This window comes from Actinophytocola glycyrrhizae (genome assembly GCF_042653545.1).
Lineage (GTDB): Bacteria > Actinomycetota > Actinomycetes > Mycobacteriales > Pseudonocardiaceae > Actinophytocola > Actinophytocola glycyrrhizae.
Window position 1 is genome coordinate 797,979 of the sequence record NZ_JBHSIS010000006.1, and the last position, 16,495, is coordinate 814,473.

Sequence of the window (16,495 nt, forward strand, 5' to 3'; positions counted from 1 at the left end):
TGAGTGAACACGTTTCACACAAGGCGTGATCCAGGTGCAGAAGCGCCGGAATTGTGTGCGTGTTCATCACTCGCCAGGGGAGGCGGACGTGGTCGAGGGCACAGCCCGTTGTCTTCCTAGAATCAGCGGTGCCCAGGCCTGCCCCGGCGAGGAGATCGAGGTCGTCACCCCATGAACTGGTTCCACGCCGTGCCGATCGCCCTGGTCACGGCCGCCTGGCTGCTCGCACCGGGCCTGGCCACCAGTTACCTCGTCGGGCTGCGCGGCATCGCCGCGTGGGCACTGGCCCCCGTCACGAGCATCGCGTTGATCGCGGGCACCGCCGTCCTCGCCGGGATGATCGGCGTGGACTGGTCCATCTGGATCGTGCTCGTCGTGTGCGCCGTGGTGACCGCACTCGTGGCCGCGGTGGCGCTCGCGCTGCGCCGCCGGAGGATCTTCACCGCCGGTGCCGACCCGCGGCCGGTCACGGTCGCCGCGTTCGCCGGCCTGCTGCCCGCGTTCGTCCTCGGCGGCATCACGATCGTCCGGTCGATCAGGTCACCCGGCGCCCTCTCGGAGACCTACGACGCGCTCTTCCACTACAACGCGCTCGCCTACATCGAGGACTCGCACCAGGCGTCCTCGCTCACCATCGCCACGTTCGGCAACGCGGACGTGTCCGGCGTGTTCTACCCGGCCGCCTGGCACGACCTCGCCTCGCTGATCATGATGTCGACGGGGGCCGGCATCCCGGTCGCCGCGAACATCGTCAGCGCCGTCGCCGCCGTGCTGCTGTGGCCGCTGTCCTGCCTGCTCCTCGTGCGCCAGCTGTTCGGCCGCAACACCGGCGCGCTCGCCATCACCGGCGTGCTGAGCATCGGGTTCACCGCCTTCCCGTGGGACCTGCTCGGGTTCGGCGTCCTCTGGCCCAACCTCCTCGGCATGGCACTGGCACCCGCCGCGCTCGCCCTGGTGTTCACGATCACCGGCTGGACCAAGGACGACGCCATCGGCAGGGGCCGGGCCTGGCTCGCGCTGCCCGTCGTGCTGCTCGCGACCGGGCTGGCCCACCCGAACGTGGTGTTCTCCGTCGCCGTCCTGTCACTGTTCCCGATCGCCGCCGCCATCGGCGCCCGGGGGCTGCGGCTGCACCGCGCGGGCAGCACATGGCGCGGGGCCGGTGAGTTCGCCGCGTTCCTCGCGGTCGTCGGGGTCCTCTGGTACTGGGCCGCCACGACGCCCGCCTTCGCCCTCGTCCGCGAGACCTACTGGCCGCCGTTCGGCACCCCGGCGAACGCGTTCGGCGAGGTCGCGCTGAACGCCACCAACAAATTCGAGGCGCTGTGGCTGCTCTCCGCGGTGGTGATCACGGGCATCGTCTCCGCGACCCGGTTCAAGGTGCTGTGGCTCATCGTCGCAGGCCACCTGGCCAGCACCTTCCTGTACGTGGTCGGCGCGGCGATCAAGCGGCCGGACACCCGGATGTTCACCGGTTTCTGGTACAACGACCCGCATCGCCTCGCCGCCATGGTGCCGATCACGGCGGTCCCGCTCGCGGTCGGCGGCATCGTCTTCCTCGCGGCGAAGCTCGCCGCGAGAAGCGCCGAGAACACCGCCCCGCCCTCGGGCTTGCGTGGCCGCCTCCGGGCGGTACCGGACACCTACGTCGCCATCGGGCTCGTGGTGCTGCTGCTGGTGCTCACGTCGGGCCTCTACCCCGTCGACCGGGAGCGACGGGTGGCCATCGGCTACGACCAGGCCAAGTGGGACCAGCTCGCGACCGAGGACACGGAACGGTTCTTCGCGCGGATCAAGGACGAGATCCCCGAGGACGCGCTGGTCGCGGGCAACCCGTTCAACGGAAGCGCGATGCTGTGGACCCTGGCCGACCGCCCGGTGTTGTTCCCGCACTTCCGCACCGAGCACAGCGCGGACCAGACGACCATCGCCGGGCATCTGATCGAGGTCGGCACCGAACCAGCGGTGTGCGCCGCGGTGCGTGCCGTCGGGGTGGACTACCTGCTGGTCGGCAACATCAGGTTCCGCCCGCACGACCCGTACTGGAACTACTACCGGGGACTGGCGGACCCGGGTGCGGCACCGGGCTTCGAGCTCGTCGAAGCCGACGGCGGCAACAAGCTTTACCGCATCACGGCCTGCGGGCGCGCGGGCTGACCCGGCCCGGCCCGAACGCGTGCCGGACCAGCGGGCGGACACCGCCCCCCGCGCGCAGCGCCCCCGGCAGGTTCGTCAGCGCGAAGAGCCGGGACGACAGGTGCAGCCGCGCCACCCGCGCCGCACGGGGCCAGCCGTGTGCGGCCATCTGCTCGGCGATGTCGGCGAAGAACTCGCCCGCCTCGGTGAACCGGGAGCCGTCGAAGGCGGTCGACGACGACTCGCTCGCGTCGTGCCTGCGGTAGGAGAAGCACACGGTCCGGTCCGCGACCAGCCGCTCGCCGCGCCGCACCAGCTCCATCAGCAGCGCCAGGTCCTGGATGACCCGCAGATCGGGGCGGAACCGGAGCTCCTTGAGCGCGGCGGAACGCCAGCAGATCGCGGGGAAGTACAGCCAGTCACCACGCAGCAGGCTCACCGCCAGCGCCTCGCCCGCCAGCTCCAGGCGCCGGTCGAACCTCGGCTTGTACAGGATGCGTTTGGCCTCGTCGACGAGCGTCCTCGTCTCGTCGCCCGCGCTGTCGATCACCCGCACGCCCGGCTGGATGATGCCCGCGTCCGGGTGGTCGGCGTGCACGCCCCGCACGACACCGACGTAGTTGGGCAGCATGAGGTCGTCGCAGCCGATCAGCACCGCCAGCTCGTGCTCGACCAGCTCGACGCAGCGGTTGAAGTTCCCGGTCAGGCCCAGGTTCTCCGGGTTGCGCAGGTACCGCACGCGCTCGTCGCCGATGCCGGCGAACCAGCCGGGCACGGCGGGGTCGTCGCCGTCGTCGACGACGGTCAGGCGCCACCGCGGGTCGTCCTGTGCGAGCACGCTGCGCACCGATGCCTGCATCATCGCGACGTCGCCGTAGAACGGCATCATGATGTCGACGGTGCTCATTCGGCCGTCTTCTCGCGCTTCTCCCGCAACTGCTCGACCTCCAGGCGGAGGATCGCCTGGTCCTCGGCGAGCTTGCGGGTCTCGTTCTCCAACCGGGACACCTCCCACGACAGGTGCAGCACCACGCCGACCAGGAACAGGATGCCGACGAAGAACAGCAGGTTGGTGGGCACCTGGACACCGAGCACCCGCGCGAGCCAGATCGACAGGCCCGGGAACGCGGTGAACACCAGCAGCGTCACGCCGACCGCCAGCCACAGCACGGCGTACTTCTCGCCGAGCTGGCGCCTGCGCAGCAGCTCCACAATGCCGGCCAGGACGAGCAGGCTGCCGACCAGCGCGACCAGGTACGTGCTGCTCACCGGACACCTCCTCGCTGTGTCCGGTGAGTCCGTTCCGGCTCTGGCATGTCGGCGGTCTCCCAGCGGCGGATCAGCGCGAGCAGCAGGGCGAAGCCCGCGCGGAAGAGGTAGATCGAGGACTTGATCGGCCGGTGGCTCGGGTTGCCGCCCCGGCGCGGGCGCATGTGCGCGGGCACCTGCGTGACCGTGCAGCCCGCCCGCAGCGCGATCACGAGCGACTCGACCGTGTCACCCAGGTACTCCACCGGGTAGTGCTCGGCGAACACCGGGAGCGCGCGGCCGCCGGTCGCCTTGAAGCCGGACGTGACGTCGGTCAGCTTGGTCCGCGCGAGCCGGGACAGCACCTTCGACAACACGACCATCGCCCACTTGCGGGGGCCACGCACCCGGTACTCGTCGTCGGCGGACGAGAAGCGCGCGCCGATGACGACGTCCGCCTCGGTCAGCTTCGCCAGCAGCAGCGGCACCTCGGCCGGGTCGTGCTGGCCGTCGGCGTCGACCTGGACCGCGGCGGCGTAACCGTGGCGCACGGCGTAGCGGAACCCGGCACGCATCGCGCCGCCGACACCGAGGTTGAACGGCAGCTCCAGCACGAGGGCACCCGCCGCGCGGGCAACCTCCACGGTCCGGTCCGTCGAGCCGTCGCTGACCACGAGAACGGGCAGATCGGGCGTCGCTGCCTGGATCTCCCGCACGGTCTCACCGACCGTGAGCTGCTCGTTCCACGCGGGAACGACGACGATCGCGCCACCGGGCACCTTGCTCGACACGGAGGCCAAGGCTAGCCGGTCACGACGGTGGTTCCGGCACCGGCGGGGGGCGCACCGGTCTGCCCGCGCCGCAACCGGATCGACAGGGTGCGCAACATCAACGCCACGACCACGGCCGCGCCCGCGAGCTGCGCGACGACCCCGGCGCGGACCGGATCGCCGGGAAGGACGAGCGCCACGGCCAGCACGACGGTGCCGACCAGCCACGTCGTGGTGACCGACCGGTGCGCCCCGAGCGCGATCAGTCCCGGCTGCAGCACCAGCGCGGCCATCAGGCCGACGGTGCTCACCCCGAGCAGCCCCACGACCACACCGGACAGCCGGACCTCCGCGCCGAACAGCACCTGCACGGCCCACGGACCGATGGTGAACGAGGCCAGCACCGCGGGAAGACCGACCGCGAGCACCGCCATCAGGATCAGGCGCAGCTTCGACCGCACGGTGGCGAGGTCCCCGGCCGCGGCGGCCCTGGTGAGCGACGGCAGCAGCATCGCCTGGACGGGGGCGAACAGGAACAGCGGGATGCGGGCGAGCACGAACGCCGAGGCGAAAGCGGCGGCCGTGGCGGCGTCGCCGGTGAGCCGCGAGGTGACGACGACCGGCGCGACGTTCATGACGACCAGCATCAGCAGCGTGCCGCCGACGAGCAGCGAGAGCGACCGCGCCATGCGGCGTGCCGTGACGGGCGGAGCCGGTTCCGCCACCGCGCCGGTGTGCGGGGCCGCCGCCCGTGGCCGCAGCCAGAGCAGCCCGACGAGCGCGCCGATCGCCGATCCCGACGCGAAGAACAACGCGTACGCGGTGGCGTTCGGCGTGGCCAGCGACGCGATCAGGAGGCACGGCAGGATCCTGGCCAGCCCCTCGCCCGCCAGCGTCGCCGAGTACCCGCCGAACCGCTGGAGCCCGCCGAGCAGGCCGCGGACCACGTAGACGGACGCGGAGGTCACGACGCTGACCAACACGGCGACGAACAGTCCCCACTGCCCGGCGAAGGCCCGGTCGGTCAGCACCGGGGACACGGCGAACAACAGCACGAGAAGCGCGGCGAGCAGGCCGCAGGCGAGCAGCCACGCGTGCCGCGCGACCGCTCCCGGCCCGCGACCAGCCGCCGCCTCCGCGCTCACCGAGCGGCTGGTCTCCTGCTCGAGCGCGCTGAACACCCCCGGCCCGACGATGTTGACCATGAGGTAGAGGCTCGCGAGCGCGGCGGCGTCCGCCGCGGGGAGCGTGTGCCCGGCGAGCGCGACGAACACGTACCCGGCCGCGCCGACGAGCAGCAGCCCGCCACCCATGTAGATGGCCGAGCCGAACCGCCTGAGCACGTCGAGCACGGGACCACGGTAGAGGAACCCGGCCCGCGGGCCGGGTATCACCTACGCTTGCTCCCCGTGCGACATGTGGTGGTGGTCGGTGGCGGCATCCTCGGCCTCGCGACCGCGCGGGAACTGACCGCGCGCGGCGACCGGGTGACGGTGCTGGAGAAGGAGGACCACTGGGCCGGTCACCAGACCGGGCACAACTCCAACGTCGTCCACGCCGGCCTCTACTACGCCCCCGGGTCGGTCAAGGCGCGGATGTCGGTCGCCGGGAACCGGTCGATGGTGGCGTTCGCCCGCGAGCACGACGTGCCCGTCGAGGTCTGCGGCAAGCTCGTGGTCGCCACCCGCGAGGAGGAACTGGCCGGCCTGCACGCGCTGGCCGCCCGCGCGGACGCCAACGGCGTGCCCGCGAAGCTGGTCGAGCCTGCCGAGGCCCACGAGTGGGAGCCCGAGGTGGCCTGCCTGGCCGCGCTGCGGGTGGAGAGCACGGGCATCGTCGACTACCCCGCCGTGTGCGCCGCGCTCGTCCGGCTGCTGACCGAAACCGGCACCGACCTGCGACTCGGCACGCCCGCACTGGGGATCCGGCCCGGCAGGCACGGCGGCGTGGAGATCGCGACCGGCACGGAGGTGCTGCGCGCCGACGCGCTGGTGAACTGCGCGGGCCTGCACGCCGACCGGGTCGCCAGGCTCGCCGGCCTGACGCCCGCCGTGCGGATCGTGCCGTTCCGCGGCGAGTACTTCACGCTGCGGCCGGCGGCGGCGCACCTGGTCCGCGGGCTGATCTACCCGGTGCCGGACCCGACGCTGCCGTTCCTCGGCGTGCACCTCACCCGGATGCTGGACGGCAGCGTCCACACCGGCCCCAACGCGGTGCTCGCGCTGCGCAGGGAGGGCTACCGCTGGCGGGACGTCTCGGCCACCGACCTCGCCGAGGTGGCCCGGTTCCCCGGCACCTGGCGGCTCGCCCGCCGGTACCCGCGCACGGCCGTCGCGGAGGTCGCCCGCTCGCTGTCGAAGCGACGTTTCGCCACGAGCCTCGCCCGGCTGGTGCCCGCCGTCGGCAGGGAGGACCTGGTGCGGTCGGTGGCCGGCGTGCGAGCACAGGCCCTGCTGCCGGACGGCACACTCGTACAGGACTTCATCATCGAGTCCGCCCCGCACCAGGTGCACGTGCTGAACGCCCCGTCTCCCGGCGCGACCTGCGCGCTCGAGATCGCGAAGCACGTCGCGGACCAGGTGTCCTGACCGCCGGTTAGCCTGGCCGGAACGAGAGCTCTTGGGGGAACGACCGGTGGAGACCGTCACGGCGCACCGTCCTGGGGACGACGCACCGACCGAACGCCTGCCCGCCGTGCCGGCGCGACCCGGCTTCCGGCCCGACATCCAGGCGTTGCGCGCCGTCGCGGTGCTCGCCGTCGTCGTCAACCACCTGTCCGCGAACTGGCTCACCGGCGGCTACGTCGGTGTCGACGTGTTCTTCGTGATCTCCGGCTTCCTGATCAGCTCCCACCTGGACCGCGAGATCACCGGCACCGGGCGGGTGCGGCTCGGCAGGTTCTACGCCCGGCGCATCCGGCGCCTGCTGCCCGCGGCGCTGCTGGTGCTCGGGCTGTCCCTGGCCGCCGCGTACTTCCTGCTGCCCTACCCGCGCTGGGCGGCGACCGCGAACGAGGCCGCCGCGAGCGCCATGTACTGGGAGAACTGGCTGCTCGCCGCCAAGTCGGTCGACTACTCGGCGGCGTCCGAGGCGGCGAGCCTGGCGCAGCACTACTGGTCGCTGTCGGTCGAGGAGCAGTTCTACCTGGTGTGGCCGCTGCTGTTGCTGCTCCTGTTCAAGGTCCGGCGGCGCCGCGCGCAGGTCGTTGGCATCGCGGCCGTCGGCGCGGCGTCGCTCGCGTTCAGCGTGTACTACACGGAGGCGTCCCCGAACGAGGCGTACTTCGTCACGCACGGCCGGGCGTGGGAGTTCGCCGCGGGCGCGCTGGTCGCCCTGCTCGCGAGCAGGCTGATGTTGCCGAGGGCAGCCGCCGGGCTCGCGTCGTTCGCGGGCTTCGCCATGATCATCGCCGCCGCCGTGCTGTACGACCACCACACACCGTTCCCCGGCTACCTCGCGCTGGTGCCCACGGTCGGCACCGCGTTGGTCATCGTCGGCGGGCTGCGGCCGGGCAGGCAGTGGCACTCACCGGTGACCGGATCGTGGCCGGTCCAGGCCATCGGCAACTTCAGCTACTCGCTGTACCTGTGGCACTGGCCACTGATCCTGCTCGCCCCGTTCGTGCTCGGCGACCTGCTCGACGCCGGCGAGATGACCACGCCGTACCTGCTGGGTGTGCTCGCCGTGTCGCTCGTGCTGGCGTCCCTGTCGAAGCGGCTGGTCGAGGACCGCGGCATGTCGTTCGGGCCGCTGGCCCGCAGCACGAAGCTCACGTTCGTGGCCATGGTCGCCGTGGTGGCCGCGATCGCCGTGGCGGCAGGCGCCCTGGAGCGGGCCTACGACGACGAGGTCGCGACGGCCGAACGCAAGGCGGAGCAGGTCATGAAGGACCCGGAGGTCATGGCGAACCCCTGCCACGGTGCGCCCGCGATGATCAGGGAGAACAAGTGCGCGGACCCGTTCGGGCCCGCCGAGATCGTCACCATGGGACCTGCGAACGAGTACTACGACACGCCGGAGGAGGAGTGCGAGGCGCTCGACGAGTACAAGGTCGGCAGCAAGAAGACGACCACCGTGTGCGACTTCAGCCGGGGCGCCAAGGCCGCGCCGGTCGTCTGGCTCGTCGGCGACTCGCACGCCCAGCAGTGGCAGGGACCGCTCTTCGACCTCGCGCGCGAGCACAGGTGGGTGCTCAAGCTCGCCCTGCTCGGCGGGTGCCCGTTCGCGGACGTCGAGTTCACCGGGTACCGCACGGTGGCGTCGGAAGCGAACCGGCGGGCGTGCACGGACTGGACGGCGAACATGGCGGACGTGGTCACCGACGACCGTCCCATGATGGTCTTCGTGTCGTTCTTCGCCCGTGCGGAGAACGCCGACGACGGCAGCGGCCGGTCGCAGACCGACCAGTACCGCGACGGGCTCGAACCGTACTGGCGCAAGTGGACCGGTGCCGGCGCGAAGGTGTTCGTCCTCGCCGACCCGCCCCTCAACGGCGGGGTGCGCGCACGGGACTGCGTGGTGCTCAACCCGGACGACCCGCTGGCCTGTGCCGTGGACCGCGAGGTGGCGCACCCCGGGGACCCGCTGACCGAGGTGGCGAGGCGCCCGCGCGTCCCCGGCGTCACGCTGGTGGACATGACCGACTACTTCTGCGACGACCGGCGCTGCTACGCGGTGGTGGGGAACGTGGCGGTGTACTTCGACCACGACCACATGAACCTGGAGTTCAGCCGCAGCATGAAGCCGATGATCGCCGAGGCGATCGGCCTGCGCTGACCCGGCCGAGCGCCTACGCCGGGGTGAGGACGTCGCGGCCGAGGAACGGCCGCAGCGCCGCCGGGACGGACACCGAGCCGTCGGGCCGCTGGTGGTTCTCCAGCAGCGCGACGATCCACCGCGTCGTCGCCAACGTCCCGTTCAGGGTCGCCGCCGTCTGCGGGCGCCCGTTCTCGTCCCGGTAGCGCACCGACAGCCGTCGCGCCTGGAACGTCGTGCAGTTCGACGTCGACGTCAGCTCCCGGTAGCGCCCCTGCGTCGGCACCCACGCCTCGCAGTCGAACTTCCGCGCAGCGCTCGTGCCGAGGTCCCCGCCCGCGACGTCGATCACGCGGTACGGCACCTCGATCTTCGCGAGCATCTCCTCCTCCCACGCCAGCAGCCGCGCGTGCTCGGCCTCGGCGTCCTCCGGCCTGCAGTAGACGAACATCTCGACCTTGTCGAACTGGTGCACGCGGATGATCCCCCGCGTGTCCTTGCCGTAGGACCCGGCTTCCCGCCGGAAGCACGACGACCACGCCGCGTACCGCCTCGGCCCCGCCGACAGGTCGAGGATCTCGTCGGCGTGGTACCCCGCCAGCGGCACCTCCGACGTCCCCACCAGGTACAGGTCGTCGTCGGCGAGCCGGTACACCTCGCTGGCGTGCGCACCGAGGAACCCGGTGCCCGCCATGATCTCCGGCCGCACCAGCACCGGCGGGATCATCAGTGTGAAACCGCTCACAGTCGCCTGCGCCGCCGCCAGGTTCAGCAACGCGAGCTGCAGCTGCGCACCGACCCCGGTCAGGAAGTAGAACCGCGAACCGGACACCTTCGCGCCCCGCTCGACGTCCAGCGCACCGAGCCGAACCCCCAGGTCGAGGTGGTCGGCTGGCTCGAAGTCGAACACCGGTGGCGTGCCGACCTCCTTGCGCACCACGTAGTCGTCCTCGCCGCCGGCGGGCGCGTCGGGGTGCACCACGTTCGGCACGGTCACGTGCAGCTTCGCGAGCTCGTCGTCGGCCGCGGCCTGAGCGGCCTCCGCCGCGCGCACGTCCGCGGCCAGAAGCCTGCCCCTGGTCAGCAGCGTGTCGCGCTCCTCACCCCGTGCCCGGCCGACCTGCTTGCCGAGCTGCTTCTGCTCGGCACGCAGCGTGTCGGCGGCGGCGACCGCGGACCGTCGTCGTTCTTCCGCGGACAACAGCGCGTCGACCAGCGCCTCGTCCTCGCCACGGGCGCGCTGTGAGGCACGCACCGCCTCCGGGTCCTCACGCAACGTCCTCAGGTCGATCACGGCCCGGAGCGTATCCGCACACCTGTTTTGGCCCGCAAGTCGATTCGGCCTCTCCCACCGCCGGCAACGCTGGCATCATGGACGCGATGTCTGCACGCGTCGGGTTGTCGCGCTCCACGAGGAGCACGCTCAAAACACGGTTGGTGATGGCGGGCGCCTTCGTCGGGGCGCTGGCCGTGCTCAGCATGAGCATGCTGTTCTCGTGGCCGGTGTCGGTGAAGGGCGCGGCGGACACCGCGGCCGAGGAAGCCGCCGCCGCGTTCGACTCGCCCAGTGGCACCTGCCTGGACTGGCCGAACGACGCCCCGCAGAACATGCGCCGGGTCCCGTGCTCGAAACCACACACCTTCGAGGTGACCGAGAACGTCGACATCGGCAAGGACTACCCCGAGAGCGCGCCACCGCCCAACGCCGAGGGCTGGCAGCAGATCGTGACCGAGAAGTGCACGACGGTCGGCACCGAGTACCTGGGCGGCAAGCTCGACCCGTTCGGCAAGTACACGGTCGGTGCGCTGAAGCCCAACGCCGACCAGTGGCGTGACGGCGACCGCAAGCTGCGCTGCGGGCTGCAGCGCGTGACGCCCTCCGGCGAGCGCCTGCTGCCCACCACCGGGAGCGCCGCCGACCAGGACCAGTCCAACGTGCACGACCCGGGCACCTGCTTCGGTCTGGTGGACGAGAAGGAGGTCGGCGATCCGGTCGACTGCTCGACCGAGCACTCCTACGAGGTGGTCGGCAGCGTCGACCTGTCGCAGACGTTCCCGGCCGAGTACCCGACCGAGGCGCTGCAGCTCGAGAAGACCGTGGACCTCTGCCCGCCGGTCGCGGCCAAGTACACGGGCGACAAGGACCTGGCCGCGCTCGGCCTGTCGCTCTACTCCGACACCCTGAAGAAGGAGAGCTGGGACGCGGGCTCGAGGAAGGTCGACTGCAAGGTCGGCGCGCTGGAGCCGGACCAGACGCTGCGGCCGGTGCGCGGCAGCGTGAAGGCCCAGCCCGTGAGCTCCGCCCCGCCCCCGCCGAGCAGCCCGAAGCCGGGCGGCTGAGATGGCGGTCGCCATGACGCGCCGCCGGTTCGAGGAACTCGTCGGCGACGCGCTCGACCTCATCCCCGAGGAGTTCGCGCGGGCCATGGACAACGTGGTGGTCCTCGTCGAGGACCGCGACCAGGAGAACCCCACGCTCCTCGGCCTCTACCACGGCGTGGCGCTGACCGAGCGCACGTCGCAGTACGGCGGCGTGCTGCCCGACACGATCACCATCTACCGCGAGGCCATCCTCGACATCTGCCGGGACGAGGAGGACGTGGTCGAGGAGGTCGCCATCACGGTCGTTCACGAGATCGCCCACCATTTCGGGATCGACGACGCCCGTCTGCACGAGCTCGGCTGGGGTTGACACCGTCATCTGGACGCTGTCAGTTTGACACTGACAGCTTGACAGTGTCACCGGATACTGTCAAGATCGCGGTATGAGCGACGAGCTGTACACCCTCGAACAGCTTTCGGAACGTGTCGCCGACCTGCTGGCCGCGGACTACGACGGGCAGCGGAGCGGCCGGGTCCGCGAGCTGCCGAACGCGCGCACCATCCGGTGGTACACCACCATCGGGCTCGTCGACCGCCCGCTGGCGACCCGTGGCCGCGTCGCGTTGTACGGCGAGCGGCACGCGCTGCAGCTGGCGGCCATCAAGAAACTGCAGGCACGGGGCCTGGCGCTGGCGGAGGTGCAGGAGCGGCTGCTCGGCTCGACCGACGCCGAGCTCGCCCGCCTGGCCGAGGTCACGTACGACATCGACGTCGTGCACCTGTCGCCGGAGGTGAGCGCGGTGGCCGACGAGCTCGCCCGGCGGATCGCCGCCCCGGCACCGGACACCGTCACGAACGTCGTGCCGGCCTTCCGCATCGGTGACACTGTCACCGTCGTGCTGGACGGTGTCACCAGAAACCTCGACCACACCGACATCGCGGAGCTGACCGCGGCCGCCGCGCCGCTGCTCGACGCGATCGACCGGCTCGGTCTGACCCCACGAAAGGAACGCCGATGAGCACCCAGATCGAGTTGATCGACCAGGCGGAGGTGACCGCCCGGCCGACCGACGACGACGGGCTCGGCTGCCTGCGCACCAAGCACGGCAACCTGCCGTTGGAGTCGATCGACGTCCGCACCAGGATCACCGGCCTCGCGTCGCACACCGAGCTGACGCAGGGCTTCCACAACACCCACGACGAGCCGCTCGAGGCCACGTACGTGTTCCCCCTGCCCCCGCGCGCGGCCGTCACGGCGATGCGGATGGCGGCCGACGGCCGCGTGGTCGACGGCGTCCTGAAGGAACGGGGCGAGGCGCGTGCCACCTACGACAAGGCCGTCCAGGAGGGCAGGCGCGCGTCGATCGCCGAAGAGGAACGGCCGGGCGTGTTCACCATGCGCGTCGGCAACATCCTGCCCGGCGAGCGGGTGACCGTGCACCTGACGCTGGCGGGCGCGCTGTCCTACGAGGACGGCGAGGCCACGTACCGGTTCCCGCTGGTGGTGGCGCCGAAGTACATCCCCGGCCGCCCGGTGGCCGGCGACCAGGTCGGCGACGGCACCGCCCTGGACACCGACGAGGTGCCCGACGCGTCCCGCATCTCGCCGCCGGTGCTGCTCCCCGGCTTTCCGAACCCGGTCGACCTGTCGGTCGAGGTGCACGTCGACGCGGCGGGCCTGCCGCTGGCCGGCGTGCGTTCGAGCCTGCACGCCACCGCGACCGAGGACGCCGCCGACGGCCTGCGGGTCCGCCTGAACCCTGGCGAGCGCGCGGACCGCGACTTCCTGCTCCGGTTGAGGGTCGGTGACGAGGCCGCGGTGAGCACCGCGCTCGCGGTGCTGCCCGACGAGGACGAGCAGGGCGGCACCTTCGCGCTGACCGTGCTGCCGCCGACCGGGGAGGCGCCGGAGCACGGCCGCGACGTGGTGCTCGTCCTGGACCGCTCCGGCTCGATGGGTGGCTGGAAGATGGTGGCCGCCCGGCGGGCCGCGGCCAGGATCGTCGACACCCTCGGCGGCGACGACCGGTTCGCCGTCCTGGCCTTCGACTACCAGGTCGACACCCCGCCCGGCCTGCCGGACCAGCTGGCGGAGGCGACCGACCGCAACCGGTTCCGTGCCGTGGAGTTCCTGGCGAACCTCGACGCACGGGGCGGCACCGAGATGCTGACCCCGCTGCGTCGCGCGGCCGATCTCCTCCACGGGACCGCGGCCCGCGAACGGGTGCTCGTGCTGGTCACCGACGGCCAGATCGGCAACGAGGACCAGATCCTGTACGAGCTCGCACCCAAGCTGTCCGGCGTCCGCGTGCACACGGTGGGCATCGACAGGGCGGTCAACGAGGGCTTCCTGCAGCGGCTCGCGGGTACCCGGGGCCGCTGCGAGCTGGTGGAGTCGGAGGACCGCCTCGACGAGGCGATGCACAACATCCACCGCAGGATCGGCAACCCGCTGGTGACGGACCTGCTGGTGACGCAGGACGGCCTGGCGGTGGACACGGCGACGGTGGCGCCCACGCCGATCCCGGACGTGTTCCCGGGCGCACCGGTGGTGGTGATGGGTCGCTACAGCGGTCCGCCGCACGGCGCGGTGACGGTGGCGGGGCAGCCGAACCTGCGAACCACCCTCACGGCCACCCGGAGCGACAACCCGGCACTCGCCGCCCTCTGGGCACGGGCGAACATCCGCGACCTGGAGGACAAATACGTCACCGGCCAGACCGCACTGGAAGGCCGCATCGTCGAGACGTCACTGAAGTTCGGCGTGCTTTCACGGTTCACGGCGTTCGTCGCGGTCGACCAGCGAGTGGTGAACGAGGGCGGCGCCACCCGCCGGGTCACGCAGCCGGTGGACCTCCCGAGCGGGTGGGAAGTCCCCGATCCAGGCAACGCACCGACCATGGCGGCAAGGGCGGCAGGCATGCCGACCTTCGGCGCGGCGGCGCGCTTCGCCGCGGCGGAATCGACCGGCGGCGCCCCGGCAGGGGGCTACGGCATGCAGGGCGGCCTCGACACGAGCCACAGCGCACCGGCAGGCGACGTCTACGCCGGTCCCCCGCCGGGCGTGCCGATGCGCGGCGGTCTGCCCGCACCCGCGCCGGGAGTGCCGGGCAGGCCGCCCGCCGCATCGCCGCGCAAGCGGGGGCGCCCGGCACCCGCCCCTGACGACGGCACCTCGCTGGCCGCGTTCGTGCGGGAGGAACTGACCCGCCTGCGCGGCGGCGACGGCCAGGACGTGTGGCTGCGCGCCGGTCTGATGACCGCGCTGTCGGAACGCATCCGGGTCCTGCTGGCGACCTGGCAGCAGAACAACGAGCCGCTGGAGGCCCGCACCACACTGGGCACCCTGTCGACCGAACTGGCGGCCCCGACCGCGGACCCGGCCGAGGTCGACCGGCGCTGGCAGAAGGCGCTGTCCACCCTGGAGTCCTTGGCGGGCGACGGCAACACCCGTTCCCGCCGGACGTTCTGGAAGCGCTGACGGCCCGTGGACGAACGTCCGTGGTCGCACCGGCCACCAGCCGGAGCGGCCACGGACGGGTCAGCTCGGCATGGTGGTGGGCACAGCGCAGTGGCAACGCCGCGGGCGCAGTGGTCGGTTCGGCCTACGAGACCTGGATGACGAGCTTTCCGCGTACGCCGCCTGCTTCGAGGACACGGTGCGCTTCCGCGATCTCGGCCAAGGGGAAAACCGTGTCGACGACGGGGCGGAGGGCGCCGGTGTCCGTCAGGCGGGTCAGTTCGGCGAGCAGGTCGGCTCGCGGGTCGCCGCTGAAGAAGCGGACCCGGCGGCCACCGAAGACCGTGGAGCCGACGAGATAGGAGAGGGAGGTGAACGTGTGGTCGAGGTCGAAGGCTATGGCGACCATGCGGCCTGAGCGGGTCAGCAGCCCCCGGTAGGCGGGGAACTCGGTGCCGACGGTGTCGAGGACGACGTCGAAGCGCGGCAGGTCCGCCGGGCTCGTGGTCCGGTAGTCGAGCACCTCGTCGGCGCCCAGCTCGGTCAGGGCGTCGTGGTGCTTCGCGTTGGCCAGCGCGGTGACGTGTGCGCCGTACATGTGTCCCAGCTGTACCGCCACGCTGCCGACGCCGCCGCTGGCGCCGCGGACCAGCAGTCGCTCACCTGGCTGGAGGTGGGCCTTGTCGCGCAGCGCGGTGATGGCGGTGGTGCCGACCCCGGGCAGGGCAGCGGCCCGCACCAGGTCGATGTTGGCCGGGGCCGGGGCGAGCCTTCGCGTGTCCACCGCGACGAACTCGGCGGCGGCGCCGAACCGACGGGGCACACCCCACACCCGGTCGCCGGGCCCGTAGGTGGTCACGCCCTCGCCGACGGCCACGACCTCCCCGGCGAAGTCGATGCCGACGCGTTTCGGGAAGCCCCGGTCCAGCACGCCCGTCACCAGCCGGACCCTGCCCGCGCGGCCGGGCAGCTCGCCACCGTTCACGCTCGTTGCGTGGACCCGCACCAGCACCTCGCCTGGACCGGGGAGCGGTTTCGGCAGCGTGCCCACGTACAGCACGTCGGGTGGTCCATAGCTGTCGTACAGCGCAGCGCGCATCTCGTTCATGCCCGCGTCAACGCGGTAAGCGGACGCGTGACTCCGGTTCTGGTTAATGTGAGAAGCATGCCTGGTGGTTCGTCTCGGTTGCGTGCCGACGCCCGGCGCAACCGCGACCGCATCCTCGACGCGGCACGGCAGGCGTTCGCGGCACGCGGTCTCGACGTGCCGATGGCGGCGATCGCCCGCCGGGCCGGGGTGGGCGTCGCGACGCTCTACCGGCGGTTCCCGACCCGCGAGTCGTTGATCACGGAGGTGTTCGCCGACCAGCTCACGCAGTGTCTGTCGCTTGTGGACGACGCGCTCGCCGATCCGGATCCGTGGCGCGGTTTCCGCACGGCCATCGAGAAGGTGTGCGCCATGCAGGTGACGGACCGCGGCTTCAGCGCCGCGGTCCTGACCGCGTTCCCCACCGCGATCGACTTCGACCGCGCGGGCACCCACGCCGAGACGGCCTTCGCCGACGTGGTCCGCCGCGCCCAGGAATCCGGCGACCTGCGCGCGGACTTCGTCCCCGCGGACCTCGCGCTGATCCTCCGTGCGAACGCGGGTGTCATCGCCGACTCCCCCGACGCCGCGCTGGCCGCGTCCCGCCGACTGGTCGCCTACCTCCTGCAGGCCTTCCGGGCCGATCGCGCCACCCCACTGCCACCGCCCGCACCACTTGCCCTGCGACACGCGATCGGCACCGGCTGAGGCCAGGAC

Annotated in this window: 14 protein-coding genes; 8 read left to right on the forward strand and 6 right to left on the reverse strand. The window is 71.9% G+C overall.

Going from position 1 to position 16,495, the window contains the following annotated elements; genetic code table 11:
• Positions 1–171: 171 nt before the first annotated feature.
• On the forward strand, positions 172–2,157 hold the full coding sequence (locus ACFPCV_RS14500; RefSeq protein ID WP_378056643.1) for a DUF6541 family protein: 1,986 nt from the start codon (positions 172–174) through the stop codon (positions 2,155–2,157).
• Here ACFPCV_RS14500 and ACFPCV_RS14505 read toward each other — a convergent pair.
• From ACFPCV_RS14505 to ACFPCV_RS14520, 4 genes are read right to left on the reverse strand one after another with little or no spacing between them, the layout of a single operon-like run.
• Positions 2,132–3,043 (reverse strand): glycosyltransferase family 2 protein, encoded by a 912-nt coding sequence (locus ACFPCV_RS14505; RefSeq protein ID WP_378056644.1) that lies wholly within the window; start codon positions 3,041–3,043, stop codon positions 2,132–2,134. The genes ACFPCV_RS14500 and ACFPCV_RS14505 overlap by 26 nt on opposite strands.
• On the reverse strand, positions 3,040–3,405 hold the full coding sequence (locus ACFPCV_RS14510; RefSeq protein ID WP_378056645.1) for a DUF2304 domain-containing protein: 366 nt from the start codon (positions 3,403–3,405) through the stop codon (positions 3,040–3,042). The genes ACFPCV_RS14505 and ACFPCV_RS14510 overlap by 4 nt, the downstream gene beginning before the upstream one ends.
• A complete protein-coding gene (locus ACFPCV_RS14515) occupies positions 3,402–4,175 on the reverse strand; it encodes a glycosyltransferase family 2 protein (protein ID WP_378056646.1) in 774 nt (257 codons plus the stop codon). The genes ACFPCV_RS14510 and ACFPCV_RS14515 overlap by 4 nt, the downstream gene beginning before the upstream one ends.
• Before the next feature lie 11 nt (positions 4,176–4,186).
• Positions 4,187–5,506: a lipopolysaccharide biosynthesis protein gene (locus ACFPCV_RS14520; protein ID WP_378056647.1), complete on the reverse strand. Its 1,320-nt coding sequence runs from the start codon at positions 5,504–5,506 to the stop codon at positions 4,187–4,189.
• 57 nt (positions 5,507–5,563) lie between these two features.
• Here ACFPCV_RS14520 and lhgO point away from each other — a divergent pair, with 57 nt between their 5' ends.
• Together lhgO and ACFPCV_RS14530 are read left to right on the forward strand one after the other, a co-directional pair.
• A complete protein-coding gene (gene lhgO / locus ACFPCV_RS14525; protein ID WP_378056648.1) occupies positions 5,564–6,742 on the forward strand; it encodes an L-2-hydroxyglutarate oxidase in 1,179 nt (392 codons plus the stop codon).
• Between the two features lie 46 nt (positions 6,743–6,788).
• Complete coding sequence (locus ACFPCV_RS14530) at positions 6,789–8,930, forward strand: acyltransferase family protein (RefSeq protein WP_378056649.1); 2,142 nt, start codon at positions 6,789–6,791, stop codon at positions 8,928–8,930.
• Positions 8,931–8,943: 13 nt separating this feature from the next.
• On the opposite strand, the gene serS is transcribed toward ACFPCV_RS14530, so the two are convergent.
• Positions 8,944–10,203 (reverse strand): serine--tRNA ligase, encoded by a 1,260-nt coding sequence (gene serS, locus ACFPCV_RS14535; RefSeq protein WP_378056650.1) that lies wholly within the window; start codon positions 10,201–10,203, stop codon positions 8,944–8,946.
• An 86-nt stretch (positions 10,204–10,289) separates the two neighbouring features.
• Between serS and ACFPCV_RS14540 the strand changes: the two genes are divergently transcribed.
• The 4 genes from ACFPCV_RS14540 to ACFPCV_RS14555 all read left to right on the forward strand — a co-directional run bounded on the left by ACFPCV_RS14540 (position 10,290) and on the right by ACFPCV_RS14555 (position 14,712).
• Complete coding sequence (locus tag ACFPCV_RS14540) at positions 10,290–11,249, forward strand: septum formation family protein (protein WP_378056651.1); 960 nt, start codon at positions 10,290–10,292, stop codon at positions 11,247–11,249.
• 1 nt (position 11,250) lies between these two features.
• Positions 11,251–11,601 (forward strand): metallopeptidase family protein, encoded by a 351-nt coding sequence (locus ACFPCV_RS14545; RefSeq protein ID WP_378056652.1) that lies wholly within the window; start codon positions 11,251–11,253, stop codon positions 11,599–11,601.
• Positions 11,602–11,674: 73 nt separating this feature from the next.
• The gene (locus tag ACFPCV_RS14550) at positions 11,675–12,250 is read left to right on the forward strand and encodes a helix-turn-helix domain-containing protein (protein ID WP_378056653.1); all 576 of its coding nucleotides are present in this window, start codon (positions 11,675–11,677) and stop codon (positions 12,248–12,250) included.
• A complete protein-coding gene (locus ACFPCV_RS14555; RefSeq protein WP_378056654.1) occupies positions 12,247–14,712 on the forward strand; it encodes a VIT domain-containing protein in 2,466 nt (821 codons plus the stop codon). Before ACFPCV_RS14550 ends, ACFPCV_RS14555 begins: the two co-directional genes overlap by 4 nt.
• 124 nt (positions 14,713–14,836) lie before the next feature.
• Here the strand turns inward: ACFPCV_RS14555 and ACFPCV_RS14560 are convergent, their stop codons facing one another.
• Complete coding sequence (locus ACFPCV_RS14560; protein WP_378056655.1) at positions 14,837–15,799, reverse strand: NAD(P)-dependent alcohol dehydrogenase; 963 nt, start codon at positions 15,797–15,799, stop codon at positions 14,837–14,839.
• A 57-nt stretch (positions 15,800–15,856) separates the two neighbouring features.
• Between ACFPCV_RS14560 and ACFPCV_RS14565 the strand changes: the two genes are divergently transcribed.
• On the forward strand, positions 15,857–16,486 hold the full coding sequence (locus ACFPCV_RS14565) for a TetR/AcrR family transcriptional regulator (RefSeq protein WP_378056656.1): 630 nt from the start codon (positions 15,857–15,859) through the stop codon (positions 16,484–16,486).
• Positions 16,487–16,495 lie beyond the last annotated feature (9 nt).